This window comes from Cellulomonas sp. (genome assembly GCF_017744555.1).
GTDB lineage: Bacteria > Actinomycetota > Actinomycetes > Actinomycetales > Cellulomonadaceae > Cellulomonas.
The window spans coordinates 21,770-39,060 of sequence record NZ_JAGIBD010000016.1; the positions used below are offsets into that span (position 1 = coordinate 21,770).

A 17,291-nucleotide genomic window follows, 5' to 3' on the forward strand; every position below is an offset into this window, starting at 1 on the left:
GGGACACTGTGCGACGACGGTCGCGCGGGGCGGCGGTCCGGAGACGACGGGGGCTGCGGATGGCGCGTGACGTGCGGGGCGGGGCCGACGACGAGTGGGGCTGGTTCGACGCTGCCCTCCTGTACACGTGCCACGTGGTCGCCGCGACGAAGGCCGGCCGGACCGACGCGATCACCACGACGGTGGCCGCGTCCTTCCCGCCGGCGATGGCGCGCGACGAGTCGCTGCTGAGCGAGGGCTGGTTCGTGCTGCAGGAGTTCTTCGCCCCCGGCGACGGCACCTACCAGCACGACGGCGGGTTCTTCTTCGCGTCGGGCGGCCTCGGCCTGGCCGTGACCGGCGTGGTCGCGGGCGTCCGGGCCGCCGGGAACGCGTCGCGACGCCAGGCGGCGGCCGCGGCGGCGGTGCCGCGCTGGCTCGAGGTCGACCGCGGGTCCGTCGTCGTGTCCAGCCACGGGTTCTACCTGCAGTCGACGAAGGGCCACCGGCAGTGGCCGTGGGAGTCCGTGCAGGTCGCGGAGATGGTCGGGCCCGACGTCGTGCAGCTGTACGGCCACTCCACGACCGGCCCGGTGCTGTGGCGGCTGCAGTCGCCGTGGGCGCCGATGGTGTTCGGCCTGTGGTGCGTGGACCGGCACCCGCAGCACCCGCAGTTCGTCGCGAACGACTGGCTGCCCCGCGGCTGGTGGGAGCGCGCGACGGCGGCGGGGCACCGCCCGGCGATCGGGTGGTCGCAGGGCTGACGACCGCACGACCGGGGTCCGCGCCCACCCGGCCGGCCGCCGGCGCACCGGCCGTGTGGGTGGTTCGCCCTAGCGTGACCGTATGGACACCACCGTCTCGTTCCTGCGCCCTGCCGGACTGGTGCACAGCCCGGTCTTCAGCCACGTCGCCGTCGTCCCGCCGGGGGCCACCACGATCCACGTCGGCGGCCAGAACGCCGTCGACGCGAACGGGGCCCTGGTCGGCGGGGACGACATCGCAGAGCAGAGCCGCCAGGTCATGGCCAACGTCGTGACCGCGCTCGCCGCCGTCGGTGCGACCGTGCGCGACGTCGTCGCGTGGACGATCCTCATCGTCGACGGCGCCGACCTCAACGCCGCCTTCGCGGCCGCCGCGCCGACGCTCCAGGTGGACGGCGACCCGGCGCTCGTGACGGGTGCCCGGGTCGCCGGGCTGTCGTTCCCGGGCGCGCTGATCGAGGTCGCCGCGGTCGCCGCCGTCTACCGCTGACGCCCGTCGACGACCTGCGGGGCAGGGCCACTTCCGTCGCGCTGGCCGTTGTGCCGTGCCGCCTGCCGGGCGACCATCGGGCCATGACGACCACGCCCGGGACCGGCACGCTGAGCGACCTGCAGGCCCGGTTCGACCGGGTGCCCGGCTACCTCGACGCGGCGACGTGCGGCCTGCCCTCCCGCGAGACGGCGGACGCCATGCGCGCGGGCGTCGACGCGTGGCAGGCCGGCCGGATCGACATGGCCGGGTACGACGAGGCCGTCACGCGGTCGCGCGACGCCTACGCACGGCTGGTCGGGGTGGACGCGTCGGCGGTCGCGATCGGCGCGCAGGTGTCGTCGCTCGTCGGGCTGGCCGCGGCCGCGCTGCCCGACGGGTGCGAGGTGCTCACGGTCGACCAGGACTTCGCGTCGGTGGTGTTCCCGTTCCTCGCGCACGCCGACCGGGGCGTCACCGTGCGGCACGTCCCGGTGGAGGCGCTGGCCGACGAGGTCCAGCCGTCGACCGGCGCCGTGGCGTTCTCGCTCGTGCAGTCGCGCGACGGGAAGGTCGCCGACGCCGACGCGGTCCTCGCCGCCGCGCGGTCCGTCGGGGCGCTGACCGTCTGCGACCTCACGCAGGCCGCCGGGTGGCTGCCGACCGACGCGGCCCGATTCGACGTGACGACGGGCTCGTCGTACAAGTGGCTCGCCGGGCCGCGCGGCGCGTCGTTCCTCACGGTCGCCCCCGACGTCGTCGAGCGGATCCGCCCGCTGCACGCGAACTGGTACGCGGGCAAGGAGATCTGGTCGTCGATCTACGGCCCGGACATGACGCTCGCGTCCGACGCGCGCCGGTTCGACGTCTCCCCCGCCTGGCTCGTCTGGCTCGGCGTCGCTCCCGCGCTCGAGGCGTTCGCCGCAACCGACCCGGCCGCCCTGCACCGGCACGCCGTCGGGCTCGCGAACGCGTTCCGGCAGGCCGTGGGGCTCGGTCCGTCGGACAGCGCGATCGTGTCGCTCGAGGACGACGAGCGCGGCACGCTCCGGGGCGCGCTCGACGCGGCCGGCTGCCGGGTCGCGGGCCGGGGCGGCCGGGTGCGGCTCGCGTTCCACGTGTGGAACGACGAGGACGACGTCGACAGGGCCGCGTCGGCGGTCGTCGGGCACGCCGCGCAGGTCGCCGCACGATGAGCGACGGCCCGACGGGCGATGCCGGCCGAACCGTCGCCGGCGTCCTGCTGACCCCCGGGGCCGGTGCGGGCCGGGACCACCGCACGCTCGTCGCGCTCGAGCGGGACCTGGCTCCCCTGCCGGTCCGCCGCGTCGACTTCCCGAACCGCCGGGCGGGCCGCCGCGGCCCCGACCGGCCGGAGGCGGCGATCGCGTGCGTCGTCGAGGAGGCGACCGCGTTCGCGGAGGAGCTCGGCGTCGGCACGGACCGGCTGGTGGTCGGGGGCCGGTCGTTCGGCGGGCGGATGTGCTCGATGGCGGTCGCGCAGGGCCTCCCGGTCGCGGGGCTCGTGCTGCTCTCGTACCCGCTGCACCCACCCGGTCGCCCTGACCGCCTCCGGGTCGAGCACCTGCCGCAGATCCAAGTCCCGGTGCTGGCCGTCTCGGGCCTGCGTGACCCCTTCGGCACCCCCGAGGAGCTGGACCTGCACCTGCGCACGGTGGCCGGTCCGCTCACCCTCGTGACGGTCGCGGGCGACCACGCACCTCGCGACGACACCTCTGTGACCAGCGAGGTTGTCGCCTGGGTCAACTCCCTGAGAGTTCCCTGAGGACACCTAGGTGACCCAGGTCACACCCTGAGGGGAAACTCGGGGGTATCCCCGATGGTTCGCGATGCACCTCCCCGAGGAACCTAGGATTCGCCGGCGCGCGACGTGCATCCCCACCCTCGCCGGCCAACTCCACCGTCGTCGTCGACACCCCCAGAGGATTTGTCATGTCCAAGGTCGCGGGCTGGATCACGCACCGCTACGCCAAGTTCGTCGTCATCGCCTTCTGGCTCGGCGTCGTCGCCCTGCTCGGCCCCCTCGCGGGCAAGCTCACGAGCGCGCAGGACAACGACGCCAAGTCCTGGCTGCCCGGCGACGCCGAGTCCACCGAGGTCATCGACGTGGCGAGCACGTTCGTCTCGGAGAACACGATCCCGGCGGTCATCGTCTACGACCGCCCGGGCGGTCTCACGCAAGACGACCTCGCCCTCATCCAGACCGACGTCGCCGAGTTCTCGTCGCTCGACACGCTCGACGGCGACGTGATCGGCCCGGTCCCGTCGCAGGACGGCGAGGCCGCGCAGGTCATCGTGCCGCTCGACCTCGGCAAGGACGGCTGGGAGAAGGCCGCCGACGCCGTCGCCGACCTGCGGGCCACCGCCGAGGACGGCGCGGGCGGCATGCAGGTCTACGTCACCGGGCCCGCCGGGCAGGCCGCCGACTCGTCGGCCGCGTTCGAGGGCATCGACAGCACGCTGCTCTACGCGGCGGGCGCCGTCGTCATCGTCATCCTGCTGCTCACGTACCGCAGCCCGATCCTGTGGCTGCTGCCGCTGGTCTCCGCCGGCGTCGCCCTCACCGTGTCGCAGGCCGTCATCTACGTGCTCGCCGACCGGTACGGCCTCACCGTCAACGCGCAGAGCGCAGGCATCCTCACGGTCCTGGTGTTCGGTGCCGGCACCGACTACGCCCTGCTGCTCGTCGCGAGATACCGCGAGGAGCTCCGGCACCACTCCGACCGGCACGAGGCCATGGCGGTCGCCCTGCACCGCGCGAGCCCCGCGATCATCGCGAGCGGCGCGACCGTGACCGTCGGCATGCTCTGCCTGCTGTTCGCCACCATGAACTCCACCGCGGGCCTCGGCCCGGTCGCCGCCGTCGGCATCGTCGTCGCGCTGCTCGTCATGATCACGCTGCTCCCGGCACTGCTCGTGACCTGCGGCCGCTGGGTGTTCTGGCCGCGCGCCCCGCACGTCGGTGACCGCGAGCCCACCGAGCACGGCTTCTGGGCCCGCGTCGGCGGCCGTATCGAGAAGCGCCCTCGTGGCACGTGGATCGTCACCGCAGGCATCCTGCTGATCGCCTGCGTCGGCATCACGCAGCTCAACGCCGTCGGCCTCAGCAACGAGGACTCGTTCACCACGACGCAGCCGTCAATCGAGGGCGAGAAGGTGCTCGCGGAGCACTTCGCCGGCGGCGCCGGGACCCCGGTCGTCGTCATCGCGAACGCCGACGAGGCGGACGCCGTGGCCACCGCGTTCAAGGGCGTCGACGGCATCGAGCCGTCCAGCGTGACCGAGCCCGTGGTCAAGGGCGACATCGCGTACCTCGAGGGGACCCTGACGTCCGCGCCGGACAGCCAGGCCGCGTACGACACCGTCGACCGCGCCCGCGACGAGCTGCACGCCGTCCCGGACGCCGACGCGAAGGTCGGCGGCGCGACGGCCACCAACCTCGACGTGCAGCGGGCGTCCGCGTACGACAGCAAGGTGATCATCCCGATCATCCTCATCGCGGTGTTCGTCATCCTGATGATCCTGCTGCGGGCCGTCGTCGCACCGCTCGTGCTCGTCGGGACGGTCGTGCTGTCGTTCGGCGCCGCCATCGGCGTGAGCGCGCTCGTGTTCAAGCACGTGTTCGGGTACGCGGGTGCCGACACGTCGTTCCCGCTGTTCGTGTTCGTCTTCCTGGTCGCCCTGGGGATCGACTACAACATCTTCCTCATGACCCGGGTGCGGGAGGAGGCGATCCGGGTGGGCCACCACCGGGGCTCGCTGGTCGGTCTCGCGGCGACGGGTGGCGTCATCACCTCCGCGGGCCTGGTGCTCGCCGGGACGTTCGCGGTGCTGGGCACGCTGCCGCTGGTCGGGTTCGCCGAGATCGGGTTCGCCGTGGCGTTCGGTGTCCTGCTCGACACGATCATCGTCCGGTCGGTGCTGGTCACGGCGCTCAACCTCGACATCGGCAAGACGATGTGGTGGCCGAGCAACCTGGCCAAGCGCCCGGACCCGTCGGAGCTCCCCGCGGCCCCGAAGCCGGAGCCCGAGCCCGTCAACGCCTGACCGGCCCCCACGAGGACGGGCGTGTCACCGCATGCGGTGCGCGCCCGTCCTTGCTGACATCTGCTCTCATGGATCCATGCAGACACGCACACTCGGAGACGTCCAGGTCAGCGCGATCGGGCTCGGCGGCATGCCGATGTCCATCGAGGGCCGGCCGGACCGCTCCCGCTCCATCGCGACGATCCACGCGGCCCTCGACGCGGGCGTCACCCTCATCGACACCGCCGACTCCTACCACCTGCTGGCCGGCGAGGTCGGCCACAACGAGGAGCTCATCGCCGAGGCGCTGCGCACGTGGGGCGGCGACTCGTCCGACGTGCTCGTCGCGACGAAGGGCGGCCACCTGCGCCCCGGCGACGGCTCGTGGACCGTCGACGGCTCGCCGAAGCACCTGCGGGAGGCCGTCGAGGGCTCGCTCAAGCGGCTCGGCGTCGACGCCATCGGGCTCTACCAGTTCCACCGCCCCGACAACACGGTCCCCTACGCCGAGTCGGTCGGCGTGCTCGTCGAGCTGCTCGACGCGGGCAAGATCCGCATGGCCGGCATCTCGAACGCGAACCCCGACCAGATCCGCGAGGCGCAGGAGGTCCTCGGCGGCTGGCTCGTGTCGGTGCAGAACCAGTACTCGCCCGCGTTCCGCTCGTCGCAGCCCGAGCTCGACCTGTGCGCCGAGCTCGGCATCGCGTTCCTGCCGTGGAGCCCGCTCGGCGGCATCTCCCGGGCGGGCGAGCTCGGCGACCGCTTCTCGGCGTTCGCCCGCATCGCCGCCGTCCACCACGTGAGCCCGCAGCAGGTGACGCTCGCGTGGGAGCTCGCGCAGGCGCCCGTCGTGATCCCGATCCCCGGCGCGTCCCGCCCGGAGACGATCCGCGACTCGCTCCAGGCCGCCGACCTCATCCTCGGCCCGGAGGAGATCGCGGAGCTCGACGCCGCCTGAGAGACCCACGACGGCCGGCGCCCTCGCGCGGGTGCCGGCCGTCCTCGTCCGTCAGGAGGGCGGAACCATCCCCCGCCTGGACAGCTCGTCCCTGAGCCCGGGCGGCGGGCCCTGCAGGTCGTGCACGCGGAACAGGACGGCGTGCTCGACGCCCATGGCCCGCCCTTGCATCGCGGCGATCATCGGCAGCATGTCGGCGGGTGCCGGGTGGCCGGGCAGCCCGGCGAGGTACTCGGCGTGCGCGTCGAGCGACGCGATCCCGCGCCGCAGCGGCTCTCCGCCCACGTCGACGCCGTGCGTGGGCCGCGAATCGCCCGCGACAAGCAGGCGGGTCACCTCCCACGGCTCCAGGCCGTCGTCGAGCAGCTCGCCGAACACCCACCGGTTGCCCGCGTCCCGCACGGCGTCCACGGTGGCGAGCCCCACGGCCCGGTGGTCCGCCTGGTTCAGCCCGACGAACCCCTCGATCTCCCACGACCCCGTGACGACCGTGTCGGGCCGCACCTCGCGGATGCGGCGTGCGATGTCCCGCCGCAGGTCGAGCCCGTAGACGAGCATCCCGTCCGGGTGCTCCGCGAAGACGACGTCGGTGACACCGACCTCCGCGGCTCCCGCGACCTGCTCACGTGTGCGCACCTGCGCGGTCCGGTCCGGCGGTGACGCGTCCATGCCGGCCTCGCCGCGGGTGAGCAGCAGGTAGGAGACCTCGATCCCGGCGGCGGTCCAGGCGGCCACGGCCGACGACGTGCCGTACTCGACGTCGTCGGGGTGCGCGACGACGCACAGCACGCGCCGCATGCCGTCCGTGGCGAGCGCCGGCAGCAGGTCACTCATCGTCGCTCCTGCCCGAGGCGGCGATCGCGTGCTCGAAGGCGTCGAGAGCCGCCGGCGAGAACAGCACGAACCTGACGAGCTCGATCCCGTGCGGCTCGGGGTGCCCCTCGCGACCGCCGTTCTCGACGCCGTCTTCCCACAACCGCGCCACGCCGACCCCGATACGGGCGACCTCGGCGACGTCCCACCCGTACACGCCCGCGCTGACGGCGGGGAACGCGATGCTCCGCGCACCGAGCTCGACGGCGACCTCGAGCGACCGCGCGAAGCACGACGCGAGCACCGTCGGGTCGTCCTGACCGGCGTGCAGGTTCGGCCCGACCGTGTGCACGACCCAGCGGGCGGGAAGCCGGAAGCCGTCGGTCGCGACCGCGTCGCCCGGCGGGAGACCGTCGGGGTACCGCGTGCGACGGACCTCCCGGCACGCGGCGAGGAGGTCGGGGCCCGCCGCGGCGTGAATCGCGCCGTCGACGCCGCCGCCACCGAGCAGCGACGAGTTGGCGGCGTTCACGACGACGTCGACGTCCTGCGTGGTGATGTCGCCCTGGACGGCTTCGATGCGCACCTGGCCATCATGGCGGGACGGGTGGCGGGCCGACAGCGGGGCGGGACGCGCGGCCTGCACCGGGCCGGCCAGGGGCGCCCGGCACGCCCGCCACCGGCGCCCGGCACGGGCGCCCGGCACGAGGAAGGCCCCTCGGACGCTTACTCCGAGGGGCCTGTCTGAGGTCAAGGGTACCGGCGGCCTGCACCCACCCGGGTGAACGACGCGCCAACCATCCACAAATGTTGTCCACACCCCTGTGCTTGCCGCGTCTTCATGCAGGTCAGCCTGTGGACGAAGGTGTGGGGAGAGCGGTGGACAAACATTCCTCTCCGAAGCCCTTGCAGGCCCTCCGCGGGCAGGACTAGAAATCACACATCGACCTCGACGGTTCGAGAACCGCAGGACCAAGGCACCCCCTCGGGGGCACCGGAAGCCGGCGGAGACAGGCGGTCGAGGCCAGGCCGACCGGAGAACGGGCGACCACATCGGCGGGGCAACCCACCGACCTGCGGATGACGACGCAGGGGTCGCTACGGACCGGGAGGCCGATCGCAGTCCCCCCGCCCACGGCGGAGAGCAGGCAGTGGGACCCCCTCCGGGGGGACGCGCAGCCGGCGATCCACCGGGTGTCGGGTCGGAGCCGCACCGTCAACGGCGGCGTCGGTCACCGGTCAGCCGGTGACGCACGACCTGCGGTCAGGAAGGGCCCCTCGGACGCTTACTCCGAGGGGCCCTTTCCACGTCCCGGCGCGCACCGGCCCGGGGGCGACGTCGACACCTGCGGGATCGCGAGTCAGGCCGTGGGCACCGACTCCAGGAGGATCGTCACGGGCCCGTCGTTGACGAGCTCCACGGCCATGTCCGCCCCGAACACCCCGGTCGCGACTTCGAGCCCCCGGGCGCGCAGCGCGTCGACGACGGCGTCCACGAGCGGCTCGGCGACGGGTCGCGGCGCCGCGGCGTTCCAGGTGGGCCGCCGGCCCTTGCGGGTGTCGCCGTACAGCGTGAACTGGCTGACGACGAGCACGGGCGCGCCGACGTCGACGGCGGACTGCTCGTCGCGCAGGATGCGCAGCTCGGCGATCTTGCGGGCGATGACCTCGACCTGCGCGGGTCCGTCGCCGGGCGTCACGCCGACCAGCGCGACGAGCCCGGGCCGGTCGATGGCGCCGACCACGATGCCGTCGACCGTGACGGACGCGCGCGTGGCCCGCTGGACCACGGCCCTCACGCGTCGGGCCCGAACGTCGCGACGACCTCCCCGACGGGCGTGCCGTGGCCGAGCACCGGCGTGGCGCCGACCGGCCGGACCAGGGCAGGGTCGACACCGGCGACGGCCAGCGCCGCAGCGAGCACCACGGGCCGAGGCCGCGCGGACCCGTCGGCGATCTTGACCGCGACCGCTCCCCCGTCGGGCAGCCCCGCGGCGTAGACGCCGTCGGCGCCGTCCTTCGCGACCAGCCCGGGGACGGCCTGCATGAACCGGGTCGCGTCGCGCCCGGTGCCGGCGACGTGCCACGGGTGCTGCGACATCGCACGGGCCACCCGCTGCTCGCCGGTCCCGGGGGCAGCGGCGGCGATGCGGCCGAACGCCCGGGCGAGGCCGGTGAGCGTGGTCGAGAAGAGCGGCGCACCGCACCCGTCGACCGTGGTCGAGGTGACGGGCACGCCGGTCAGGGACGCGACGGCGTCGCGCAGCGCGACCTGCAGCGGGTGCCCGGGCGACAGGTAGTCCTCAGTGGACCAGCCGGCCCACACCGACGTCGCGAGCATCCCCGCGTGCTTGCCGGAGCAGTTCTGGGTGAGCGACGAGCGCACCTGCCCGGTGGTGCGCCACTCGAACGCCGCCTCAGGGTCGAGCGGCCAGTCGGGGGTGTTCCGCAGGTCGTCGACGCGCAGACCCGCGCGCGACAGCAGCGCACGCACCACGTCGAGGTGCCCCTGCTCCGCGTTGTGGCTCGCGCAGACGAGCGCGAGCTCCTCGTCGTCCACGTCGAGCCCGTGCCGCAGCATCCCGACCGCCTGCAGCGGCTTGAGCGACGACCGTGCCCACACGACGACGTCCGGGTCGCCGAGCGTGAGCCGCACCGACCCGTCGGGCGCGAGCACCACGACGTGCCCGTGGTGCACCGACTCCACGAGGTCGCCGCGCACCACCCGGGCGAGCGGGACGGCGTGCGTCCCGACATCGGGCGCGCTCACCAGCCGCGTCCGCTGTCCCAGGGTCCGCGCGAGCCGCCACCGCGGCGCTTCGAGTACGGCGTCACGGCGGGCTTCACGTCGACCAGATAGACGATCGCCGCCACGGCGCTGAGCAGCGAGAGGAACCGCAGCGCTCCGAGCGGCGGGAGCGCGATGAACGCGATCACCACCGCGACACCGAGGATCAGGCCCCAGAAGTTCTTGGTGCGCTTGCCAGCGGCGGGGAACGCGGACGCCGGCCGACGCAGCAGGTCGACCAGCGACCACACGCAGAGGACGAAGATCGCGAGGTAGAAGAGGGTGAACAGGACGAGCTGGATCGCGGCGATGGACACGCGCCGAGCCTACGAGACGGAGGCGGGCGGGCGGCAGCGTCAGGGGACGACGCGCAGTCCCTCGGCCCGTGCGGCGGCCACCAGGTGCTCGTCCCAGGCGGCGACGACCAGGTCCGGCGACCGCAGGGTCAGCGCGGACGCGAGGTGCAGCGCGTCGGCGGCACGCAGCGGGTGCCGCCCGACGAGCGTCGCCGCCTGCGTCGTCACGGGCGCGCCGAGCTCGAGCACGTGCATGCCCGGCCACAGCCGGTCCCACTCGGCGACGGCGTGCGTCGCCGCGGAGGCGTCGAGGCGCCCGGACCGGCGGCCGGCGGCGAGCGCCGCGCGCACCTCGGCGTCGGCCAGCCGCGACGTCACGACCAGGTCGGCGCCGTCCCACAGCGCGGCGACGAGGTCGCTGCCGGTCTCGCGCACGCACAGCTTCACGAGCGCGCTCGTGTCGAGGTAGACGACCGCCACGTCAGCGGCGCAGCCGGCGCACGAGACCCGACACGGCCTGCGCAGGCCGGGCCGTCGGGTGGGCGGTGGGCCGCGGCACGTCGGGCGACGTCAGCAGCCCGTCCCGCTCCAGGCGGGTCAGCAGGTCCGCGGCGTCGATCCCGGACAGCCGCGCCACCGGGATTCCCCGCTCCGTGATGACCACGTCCTCGCCGCCGCGCGCGGCCTCGATCCACTGCCTGAGCTCCGCGCGCAACGCGCTGACCGCGACCTCCACGTGCCGACCGTACCGGCCGCGCGGTCGGCGGGTCAGGCGCCTGGCCGACCCGACGACCGGATCCGTCGGACCGTACCGGCGGACGGACCCGCCGGTCAGATCTCCGGCAGCCGCTCGCGCGCGTCCCGCGGCGAGACCCCGGCCGTCTCGAGCAGGTCGACGGCGAGCGAGCGGTGCAGCAGCACGAGACTCTGCGCCTGCCAGTCGTCCGCGGCCAGCACGAAGGGGTCCAGCCGCGCGGCGACCCCGAGGAGCCGCTCGCGTGCCCGGTCTGGGTCACGGCCCGCGCCGATCGCGGCGGCGAGCTCGTCGGCCGCACGCGCGGTGGCCTCGACCTGCGCCGCGACGTCGTCGAGCGCGTGCGGCTGACCCGCCTCGACGACGGCCCGCGAGCGCCGCACGAGCACGCGCGCGTTGCGCATGGCCCGGTCGACCCGCACGGACGCCTGCACGAGCCCACCGAGCTCGTCGTGGTAGCGGCGGCTCGCGGGCGACACCCGGGACAGGTCCTGCGCGTTCGACGCGGTCTCGGTCCAGTCGTCGAGCACCGGCTGGGAGGCCCGCCCGCGCAGCAGCGCGTCGTCGATGTCGTCGAGCGACCGGGCGTCCAGGCCGCGCGCGAGGGTGTGCAGCACGGCGGCGAGCTCGTCGACCGCCGACCGCCCCAGCGCCCGCGGTCGCCGGCGCGGGTCGCTGGGCGTGAGCAGCGCGACCGCGAGGGCCACGGCTCCGCCGATCACGGCGTCCACCCACCGCCCGAACGGCCCGCCGCTCGCCACCGGGAGACCGACGATGACGATGGCCTGGACGCCCGCCTGCGTCGTGAGCATCGCCCCGCGGTCGAGGAACCGCCCGATGAGCGCCGCGACGAACAGCACCACGGCCATCTGCCACGCCCCGGAGCCGATGACGTGCACCACAAGGTCGCCGAGCGCGACCCCGAGCGCCACACCGGCGGCCAGCTCGGCGACGCGGCGCACGGACCGGTCCATCGAGAACCCGAGGGCGACCCATGCGCTGACCGGCGCGAAGAACGGGTACGGGTGGCCGACGACGTAGTGCGCGATGCCGAAGGCGATCCCGCCGGCGACGGCGGCCTCGAGGATGGGGAACCACGCGCCGACCACGCGGGCCCAGCCCTGTCGCACGCGGGCCTCGACGAGCCGCCGCGCCTCCGACCTGCGGGGGCCGGGCAGCGGGACGGGTCGCGTGTCGGTGCTCATGGGACCTCCCCGTCCGGGACCGCTGCGGCCCTCGCCTCGTTCGACGGGCCGCGCGCCCCGTGCGGGGTCACAGGCTCGGGTGCACCCCGAGCCCGCGGGCCACGGGTCCGCGCGGCGCGGGACGGTCCACGGACACGCCCTCGCCCGGCACGACCTGCTCCTGGCCCGCGGCGACGGCCCCGCCCTCGCAGTCCACGACGAGCGTGGCATCGACGGGCGTCGACCGCTTGACGACCGCGAGCGCGACCGGGCCGAGCTCGTGGTGCCGCGCGACCGTGGTGACCTTCCCGACAGCCCGGCCTGGCTCGTGGTCGGCGGTCACCTCGTGCACGTCGGCGCCCGGCTCGGGCAGCAGGTGCCCGGACCCGTCGAGGTGCAGCAGCACGAGGCGCCGCGGCGGGCGGCCGAGGTTGTGCACGCGCGCGACGGTCTCCTGCCCGCGGTAGCAGCCCTTGTGCAGGTGGACGGCGGTGCGCAGCCAGTCGAGCTCGTGCGGGATGGTCCGGTGGTCGACGTCGCGCGCGGCGCGCGGGCGGAAGGCCTCGACGCGCACGGCCTCCGACGCCCACGTGCCGACGAGCGGCCAGCCGGCGGCCTCGCGGGCGCGCACCTCGTCGACGAGCCGGGCACGCGGGACGAGGACGAGCCGCCAGTGGCGGTCGGCGCCGGGGTGCTCGTCGTCGGGTGGGCCGTAGCGCGTGCCGCCGGGGGCCGTGGTCGGCCACGGGTCGCGCCACGTGACGGGCTCGTCGGCGGTGCCCTCGGCCGCGACGGGCTCGCCGATCGCGGCCCACTCGTCGGTCACGTCGTCGATCTCGACGCGCAGCATGAACTTCATGCGGTTCAGCCAGGTTGCGAGGCCGACCGGCGTCTCGGTGACCAGCCAGGTGGCCTCGCCGTCGTCCACGACCCCGGCCGCGTGCTCGACGTGCCCCTGCGGGCTCAGCACCAGCAGCTCGGTGGACGTGCGCGGCGGGAGGTTCGTGAGCTCCTGCGACGTGATCGAGTTCAGCCAGCTCAGCCGGTCCGGTCCCGCGACGCGGACGACACCGAGGTGCGACTGGTCGACCACGGCCCCGCCGCGGGTCAGGGCGCGCTGCTCGGCCGTCGGGTCGCCGTAGTGCCACGCGACGCCCGCGTCGGGGCCCGCGCCACCGACCGCACCCCGGCGGTGCAGCAGCGGGCTGACGTGCCGCGGCGGCTCCCCGTGGCCCTGCTCGACCTCGGTCGACGCGTCGGCGCTCATGATGTCGTCAGTCCTCGTCGTCGGAGGGCGTCGTCGGCTCCACGCGCGCCAGCCGGGCCGACGCGTAGGACTGCATGGGGTGCCCGAACGCGGCGATGTCGTGCGCCCACATGAGCTCGCCCTGCACCAGGCCGTACAGCCGCTTGCCGGCACTCACATCCGCGCCGCTCGCCGTCCGCGCGATGAGGTCGCTCGCGAGGTCGATGCGGCCCTTGCCGACGGCGCCGACGTACACCGCGACGTGTCCGGACGGGTCCGCGAGCAGCAGCTCGACCGGGTGCTGGTCCTCGGTGAGGCCCTCGGGCCGCTCCGGCGGCACCCGCCAGTACCCGGACTCGGTGGCCCACACCGGACCTTCGTCGTCCGTGGCGTCACCCTCGTCGAGGCTCGCCGCGTCGTCCGGCGCGACCACGAGCCGGATCGTCGACGTGTACGACAGGTACGGGCCGCCGTCGTGGTCGAACACGACCTCCTGGGTGAACGCCGTCTCGTCGATGCCCGGGTAGCCGACCACGCCGGGTCCGCTCCACCGGCCGACGAGCCACGCCAGCGGGTACACCTCGGGAGCCAGACCCTCGGGGTCGGGCAGCACGAACGGCATGGGTCGGGTCCTCCTGGTGGTCAGCGCTGGCCCTTGTAGAGCTTCCAGACGACGAGCCCCGCGAACCAGCCGATCGTCAGGGTCGCCGCCACGAGCAGACCGATGAAGACGCCCTCGGTGACAGTCATGGCTCCGATCCTAACGAGCACGCACCCCTACGCTGTTCCGGTGAGCAACCCGACGCGCAGCCTCGTGATCAAGACCACGTCCGGCACGGACCGCCCCGAGGCGGCGAACCAGGCGCTCACCGTCGCCGCCGCCGCGGTCGCCGCGGGTGCGCAGGTCAGCCTGTGGCTCACGGGCGAGTCGGCCTGGTTCGGCCTGCCGGGCCGCGCGTCCGAGCTGGTGCTCGAGCACGCGACCCCGCTCGCCGAGCTGCTCGACGTGGTGCTAGAGGCCGGCAGCGTCACGGTGTGCACGCAGTGCGCGGCGCGCCGGGGCATCACGCCCGACGACGTGCTGCCGGGTGTGCGGATCGCCGGCGCGGCCGTGTTCGTCGAGGAGACCCTCGCCGAGGGTGCGCAGGCGCTCGTCTACTAGCGGCCCGTCAGGCGCGCGCCCGCAGCCGCACGCCGAGCAGGTACAGCTCGCACCCGAGGCACAGCCCGAACACGGCGTTGAGGAACGCCGCGACGAGCGCGAACGCCGCCGCGACCGGCACCGCGACGGCCACGCCGAGCGCGCCGAGGAGCAGCCCGACGCCCGTGACGACGAGCCCGACGAGCTGCGCGAACCTGGGCGGCCGCGGGTCCTCGAGCTCGGTCGGCGGCGCGAGGCGCGGCCGCACGAACCGTCGGAACAGCCACCCCTGCCACGTGCCACCCACCCCGAAGGCCACACCGAGCGCGAAGCTCGCGGCGACGACGGCGAGCAGAGCGGTCGCGGCGGCGGACGTGCCGAGCAGCAGCACGCCGACCAGCAGGACGGCGGTGAGGGCGGCACCGAAGCGGGGGCCGCGGGGGTCGATGCCGGCGGGGGTCAGCGGCGAGGTGGACGGCGTGGCGGTCGACGGCGTGGCGGTGGACGGGACGGGCTCGGGCACGGGGATCTCCAGGAGGACGTGACGGGACGCCGCGACCGTGGGGCTGGGAGCGAAGGGGCGCGGCAGGACGGCGGCGGGGCCGGGGTCGTGGACCGCCGGACGTGGGCACCGGCTCGCGGTGCACCGGGTGCCGCGACCTCGGGACGAGGTCGGGCGCTCGACGTCAGCGGGGCAGGACCCCGTCGGGACAGGAGCCGTCGGGACGGGAGCCGTCCGGACGGGACGCGAGGGCCGCGAGCGCATGCCGGCGGTCGGTCGCGCCGGAGAGGCGACCGACGACGACGCCGTGGGCGTCGACCAGCAGGGTGGTGGGCGTGCGCATCACGTGGAAGCGTCGCACGAGGTCGAGGTGCTCCTCCACGTCCAGCTCCACATGTGAGACGCCCTCGTGCTCGGCGGCCACCTGGGCGAGGACGGCGTGGGTGCGGCGGCACGGCGTGCACACAGCGCTGGACATCTGCACGAACGTGACGCGCGACCCGAGCGGGGCACCGATCTCGGCGGCCGTCAGCCGGGTGTCGTCGCCCGTGGTCGGCGTGTGCTCCGCGTCCTCGACGACGCGGGGGTCGACGGCGGTGAACCGACCGTTGCGCGCGCGCCACCACAGCCCGAGCCCGGTGGCCAGCACCAGGACGGCGACGACGAGCAGCACGCGACCCACGTCAGCTCCCGAGCACGCGCCCGACGACGTACACGAGCGTGCCCGTCACCGTGACCGGGAGCGTGACGGCGGCGAGCGCGGCGGTCTTGCGCGACAGCGCGGGCAGCCGGTCGAACAGCGCGTGCAGCGCGGCGACGAGCACGCCGACGGAGAACCCGAGAGCCGCGCCCGGGACGACACCCATCTCGGGCAGCAGGGCTCCGGCGAGGGCACCCGCCGCGGTCGCGGCCAGCGTGGTCACGACGGCGCCGAGCAGCGGCGCGAGCGTCAGCGCGACGACCGCGGACCCGACGGCCAACGCGGTCGCACCGGTCACGACGAGCGACTCGCCGCCCGCCGAACGGCCGGACGCGACCCATCCCGTCACGGCGACGGCGACGGCCGTGCCGGCGACCGTCCCGGACACCGACTCGACGAGCCGCGGCCGTCCGTCGCGCCGCAGCAGCTCGTTGATGAACGCGAGCACGATCGCGCCGGCGAGGACCACGGGCAGGTCACGCAGGTACGGCTCGTCGGCCGCGTAGTGCACCACGGCGACAGCCCCGAGGCCCCCGAGCGCGACGACGACCGTCGATCCGGGGCGGAAGGGCAGCCCTGCGAGGCTCGGCCAGCCGATCGCGAAGACGAGCGCGAGGAGGCCGGCGGCGCCGGCGACGTAGATCCCCCCGACGTACCCGGCGACGGCGACCAGAGCGGCGAGGGCGGCCGTGACGACCGCACGCGTAGCGAGCTGCACGGGCCGCTACCGGGACGCGCGGGTCGAGGACGAGGGGGTCTGCACGGCGACGATTGTCGCAGACGCGCCGCCAGCCCCCGGTCGAACGGCGGCAGGACCGCGGCCGGTCGGCGGCCGGTCGGCGGCCGAACGGCGGTCGGTCGGCGCGGAGCGCGCAGACCAGGCGGTACCGTGTCCACCACTCGCACGCGGGGAGGTACCAGGTGGCGGATCTGCTGCTGCTCACTCCAGCGTCCGGGGGCTCGGCCCAGGTGCTCCCGGCTCTCGGACTGCTCTCCCACCGTGTCCGGGTGCTTCCCGTCGAACCCTCGGCGCTGGTCGACGCCCCGGACGCGGACATCGTCGTGCTCGACGCGCGTCGCGACCTCGTGACGGCCCGCACCACCTGCCGCCTGCTGCGCGCGACGGGCCTGACGGTCCCGCTCGTGCTCGTCCTCACCGAGGGCGGGCTCACCGTGGTGACCGCCGAGTGGGGCGCGGACGACATCGTCCTGGAGTCCGCCGGCCCGGCCGAGGTCGAGACCCGGTTCCGGCTCGTCATGGAGCGTGCGGCGACCACGAGCTTCGACGACTCGCCGCAGGAGATCTCGTCCGGCGAGCTCACGATCGACGCGGGCGGCTACACCGCACGTCTGCGCGGGCGCCCCCTCGATCTGACCTACAAGGAGTTCGAGCTCCTCAAGTACCTCGTGCAGCACCCGGGCCGCGTGTTCACCCGCGCCCAGCTGCTGCAGGAGGTGTGGGGTTACGACTACTACGGCGGCACCCGGACCGTCGACGTCCACGTGCGGCGGCTGCGGGCCAAGCTCGGCCCCGAGCACGAGCAGCTCATCGGCACGGTCCGCAACGTCGGCTACCGGTTCGACCCGCCAAAGGACCGCCGGGGCGCGGTCGACGACCGTTCCGGTCTCGCCGAGTCGCTCGACGCCTGA

The 17,291-nt window shown here is 74.6% G+C and carries 21 protein-coding genes; 8 read left to right on the forward strand and 13 right to left on the reverse strand.

The window, feature by feature from the left end; translation table 11 throughout:
• The first annotated feature begins 59 nt into the window (after window positions 1–59).
• The 6 genes from J7523_RS11845 (at window position 60) to J7523_RS11870 (ending at window position 6,217) form a co-directional block, all read left to right on the forward strand.
• Window positions 60–743, forward strand: coding sequence for a hypothetical protein (locus J7523_RS11845; RefSeq protein ID WP_291886587.1), 684 nt, complete (start codon window positions 60–62; stop codon window positions 741–743).
• 82 nt (window positions 744–825) lie between these two features.
• A complete protein-coding gene (locus J7523_RS11850) occupies window positions 826–1,233 on the forward strand; it encodes a RidA family protein (protein WP_291886588.1) in 408 nt (135 codons plus the stop codon).
• An 83-nt stretch (window positions 1,234–1,316) separates the two neighbouring features.
• Window positions 1,317–2,408, forward strand: a complete 1,092-nt coding sequence (locus J7523_RS11855; protein ID WP_291886591.1) for an aminotransferase class V-fold PLP-dependent enzyme — start codon at window positions 1,317–1,319, stop codon at window positions 2,406–2,408.
• Window positions 2,405–2,998 (forward strand): alpha/beta family hydrolase, encoded by a 594-nt coding sequence (locus J7523_RS11860; protein ID WP_291886593.1) that lies wholly within the window; start codon window positions 2,405–2,407, stop codon window positions 2,996–2,998. The genes J7523_RS11855 and J7523_RS11860 overlap by 4 nt, the downstream gene beginning before the upstream one ends.
• Before the next feature lie 167 nt (window positions 2,999–3,165).
• The gene (locus J7523_RS11865; RefSeq protein ID WP_291886595.1) at window positions 3,166–5,280 is read left to right on the forward strand and encodes an MMPL family transporter; all 2,115 of its coding nucleotides are present in this window, start codon (window positions 3,166–3,168) and stop codon (window positions 5,278–5,280) included.
• A gap of 76 nt (window positions 5,281–5,356) precedes the next feature.
• A complete protein-coding gene (locus J7523_RS11870) occupies window positions 5,357–6,217 on the forward strand; it encodes an aldo/keto reductase (protein WP_291886597.1) in 861 nt (286 codons plus the stop codon).
• A 51-nt stretch (window positions 6,218–6,268) separates the two neighbouring features.
• Here J7523_RS11870 and J7523_RS11875 read toward each other — a convergent pair whose 3' ends face one another.
• From J7523_RS11875 to J7523_RS11920, 10 genes are all read right to left on the reverse strand, one after another.
• Window positions 6,269–7,051, reverse strand: a complete 783-nt coding sequence (locus tag J7523_RS11875; RefSeq protein WP_291886599.1) for a PIG-L deacetylase family protein — start codon at window positions 7,049–7,051, stop codon at window positions 6,269–6,271.
• The gene (locus J7523_RS11880) at window positions 7,044–7,616 is read right to left on the reverse strand and encodes an O-acetyl-ADP-ribose deacetylase (protein WP_291886601.1); all 573 of its coding nucleotides are present in this window, start codon (window positions 7,614–7,616) and stop codon (window positions 7,044–7,046) included. Before J7523_RS11880 ends, J7523_RS11875 begins: the two co-directional genes overlap by 8 nt.
• A gap of 775 nt (window positions 7,617–8,391) precedes the next feature.
• Complete coding sequence (dtd, locus tag J7523_RS11885; RefSeq protein WP_291886603.1) at window positions 8,392–8,829, reverse strand: D-aminoacyl-tRNA deacylase; 438 nt, start codon at window positions 8,827–8,829, stop codon at window positions 8,392–8,394.
• Window positions 8,826–9,800, reverse strand: a complete 975-nt coding sequence (locus J7523_RS11890; RefSeq protein WP_291886606.1) for an asparaginase — start codon at window positions 9,798–9,800, stop codon at window positions 8,826–8,828. Before J7523_RS11890 ends, dtd begins: the two co-directional genes overlap by 4 nt.
• Complete coding sequence (locus J7523_RS11895) at window positions 9,797–10,135, reverse strand: DUF2516 family protein (protein ID WP_291886609.1); 339 nt, start codon at window positions 10,133–10,135, stop codon at window positions 9,797–9,799. The genes J7523_RS11890 and J7523_RS11895 overlap by 4 nt, the downstream gene beginning before the upstream one ends.
• A gap of 39 nt (window positions 10,136–10,174) precedes the next feature.
• A complete protein-coding gene (locus J7523_RS11900; protein WP_291886611.1) occupies window positions 10,175–10,594 on the reverse strand; it encodes a type II toxin-antitoxin system VapC family toxin in 420 nt (139 codons plus the stop codon).
• Window position 10,595: 1 nt separating this feature from the next.
• Window positions 10,596–10,850: a type II toxin-antitoxin system prevent-host-death family antitoxin gene (locus J7523_RS11905; protein WP_291886613.1), complete on the reverse strand. Its 255-nt coding sequence runs from the start codon at window positions 10,848–10,850 to the stop codon at window positions 10,596–10,598.
• Between the two features lie 95 nt (window positions 10,851–10,945).
• The gene (locus J7523_RS11910; protein WP_291886615.1) at window positions 10,946–12,073 is read right to left on the reverse strand and encodes an FUSC family protein; all 1,128 of its coding nucleotides are present in this window, start codon (window positions 12,071–12,073) and stop codon (window positions 10,946–10,948) included.
• A 67-nt stretch (window positions 12,074–12,140) separates the two neighbouring features.
• Complete coding sequence (locus J7523_RS11915; protein WP_291886617.1) at window positions 12,141–13,319, reverse strand: folate-binding protein; 1,179 nt, start codon at window positions 13,317–13,319, stop codon at window positions 12,141–12,143.
• Window positions 13,320–13,326: 7 nt separating this feature from the next.
• On the reverse strand, window positions 13,327–13,920 hold the full coding sequence (locus J7523_RS11920; protein ID WP_291886619.1) for an FABP family protein: 594 nt from the start codon (window positions 13,918–13,920) through the stop codon (window positions 13,327–13,329).
• 168 nt (window positions 13,921–14,088) lie between these two features.
• Between J7523_RS11920 and J7523_RS11925 the strand changes: the two genes are divergently transcribed.
• Window positions 14,089–14,460, forward strand: coding sequence for a DsrE family protein (locus J7523_RS11925; RefSeq protein ID WP_291886621.1), 372 nt, complete (start codon window positions 14,089–14,091; stop codon window positions 14,458–14,460).
• A 7-nt stretch (window positions 14,461–14,467) separates the two neighbouring features.
• Here J7523_RS11925 and J7523_RS11930 read toward each other — a convergent pair whose 3' ends face one another.
• From J7523_RS11930 to J7523_RS11940, 3 genes are all read right to left on the reverse strand, one after another.
• On the reverse strand, window positions 14,468–14,902 hold the full coding sequence (locus J7523_RS11930; protein WP_291886742.1) for a DUF4395 domain-containing protein: 435 nt from the start codon (window positions 14,900–14,902) through the stop codon (window positions 14,468–14,470).
• Between the two features lie 223 nt (window positions 14,903–15,125).
• Window positions 15,126–15,623, reverse strand: coding sequence for a thioredoxin family protein (locus J7523_RS11935; RefSeq protein ID WP_291886623.1), 498 nt, complete (start codon window positions 15,621–15,623; stop codon window positions 15,126–15,128).
• A gap of 1 nt (window position 15,624) precedes the next feature.
• Window positions 15,625–16,359, reverse strand: coding sequence for a hypothetical protein (locus tag J7523_RS11940; protein ID WP_291886625.1), 735 nt, complete (start codon window positions 16,357–16,359; stop codon window positions 15,625–15,627).
• Between the two features lie 203 nt (window positions 16,360–16,562).
• Here J7523_RS11940 and J7523_RS11945 point away from each other — a divergent pair, with 203 nt between their 5' ends.
• Entirely contained in the window at window positions 16,563–17,291 is a 729-nt protein-coding gene (locus J7523_RS11945; protein ID WP_291886627.1) for a response regulator transcription factor, read from the forward strand.

Excerpts from the sequence above, each read along its gene's own strand:
- J7523_RS11850 (WP_291886588.1), top strand. The coding sequence starts at position 826 with ATGGACACCACCGTCTCGTTCCTGCGCCCTGCCGGACTGGTGCACAGC.
- J7523_RS11855 (WP_291886591.1), top strand. The coding sequence starts at position 1,317 with ATGACGACCACGCCCGGGACCGGCACGCTGAGCGACCTGCAGGCCCGG.
- J7523_RS11920 (WP_291886619.1), bottom strand. The coding sequence starts at position 13,920 with ATGCCGTTCGTGCTGCCCGACCCCGAGGGTCTGGCTCCCGAGGTGTAC.
- J7523_RS11870 (WP_291886597.1), top strand. The coding sequence starts at position 5,357 with ATGCAGACACGCACACTCGGAGACGTCCAGGTCAGCGCGATCGGGCTC.
- J7523_RS11860 (WP_291886593.1), top strand. The coding sequence starts at position 2,405 with ATGAGCGACGGCCCGACGGGCGATGCCGGCCGAACCGTCGCCGGCGTC.
- J7523_RS11875 (WP_291886599.1), bottom strand. The coding sequence starts at position 7,051 with ATGAGTGACCTGCTGCCGGCGCTCGCCACGGACGGCATGCGGCGCGTG.
- J7523_RS11910 (WP_291886615.1), bottom strand. The coding sequence starts at position 12,073 with ATGAGCACCGACACGCGACCCGTCCCGCTGCCCGGCCCCCGCAGGTCG.
- J7523_RS11865 (WP_291886595.1), top strand. The coding sequence starts at position 3,166 with ATGTCCAAGGTCGCGGGCTGGATCACGCACCGCTACGCCAAGTTCGTC.
- J7523_RS11915 (WP_291886617.1), bottom strand. The coding sequence starts at position 13,319 with ATGAGCGCCGACGCGTCGACCGAGGTCGAGCAGGGCCACGGGGAGCCG.
- J7523_RS11845 (WP_291886587.1), top strand. The coding sequence starts at position 60 with ATGGCGCGTGACGTGCGGGGCGGGGCCGACGACGAGTGGGGCTGGTTC.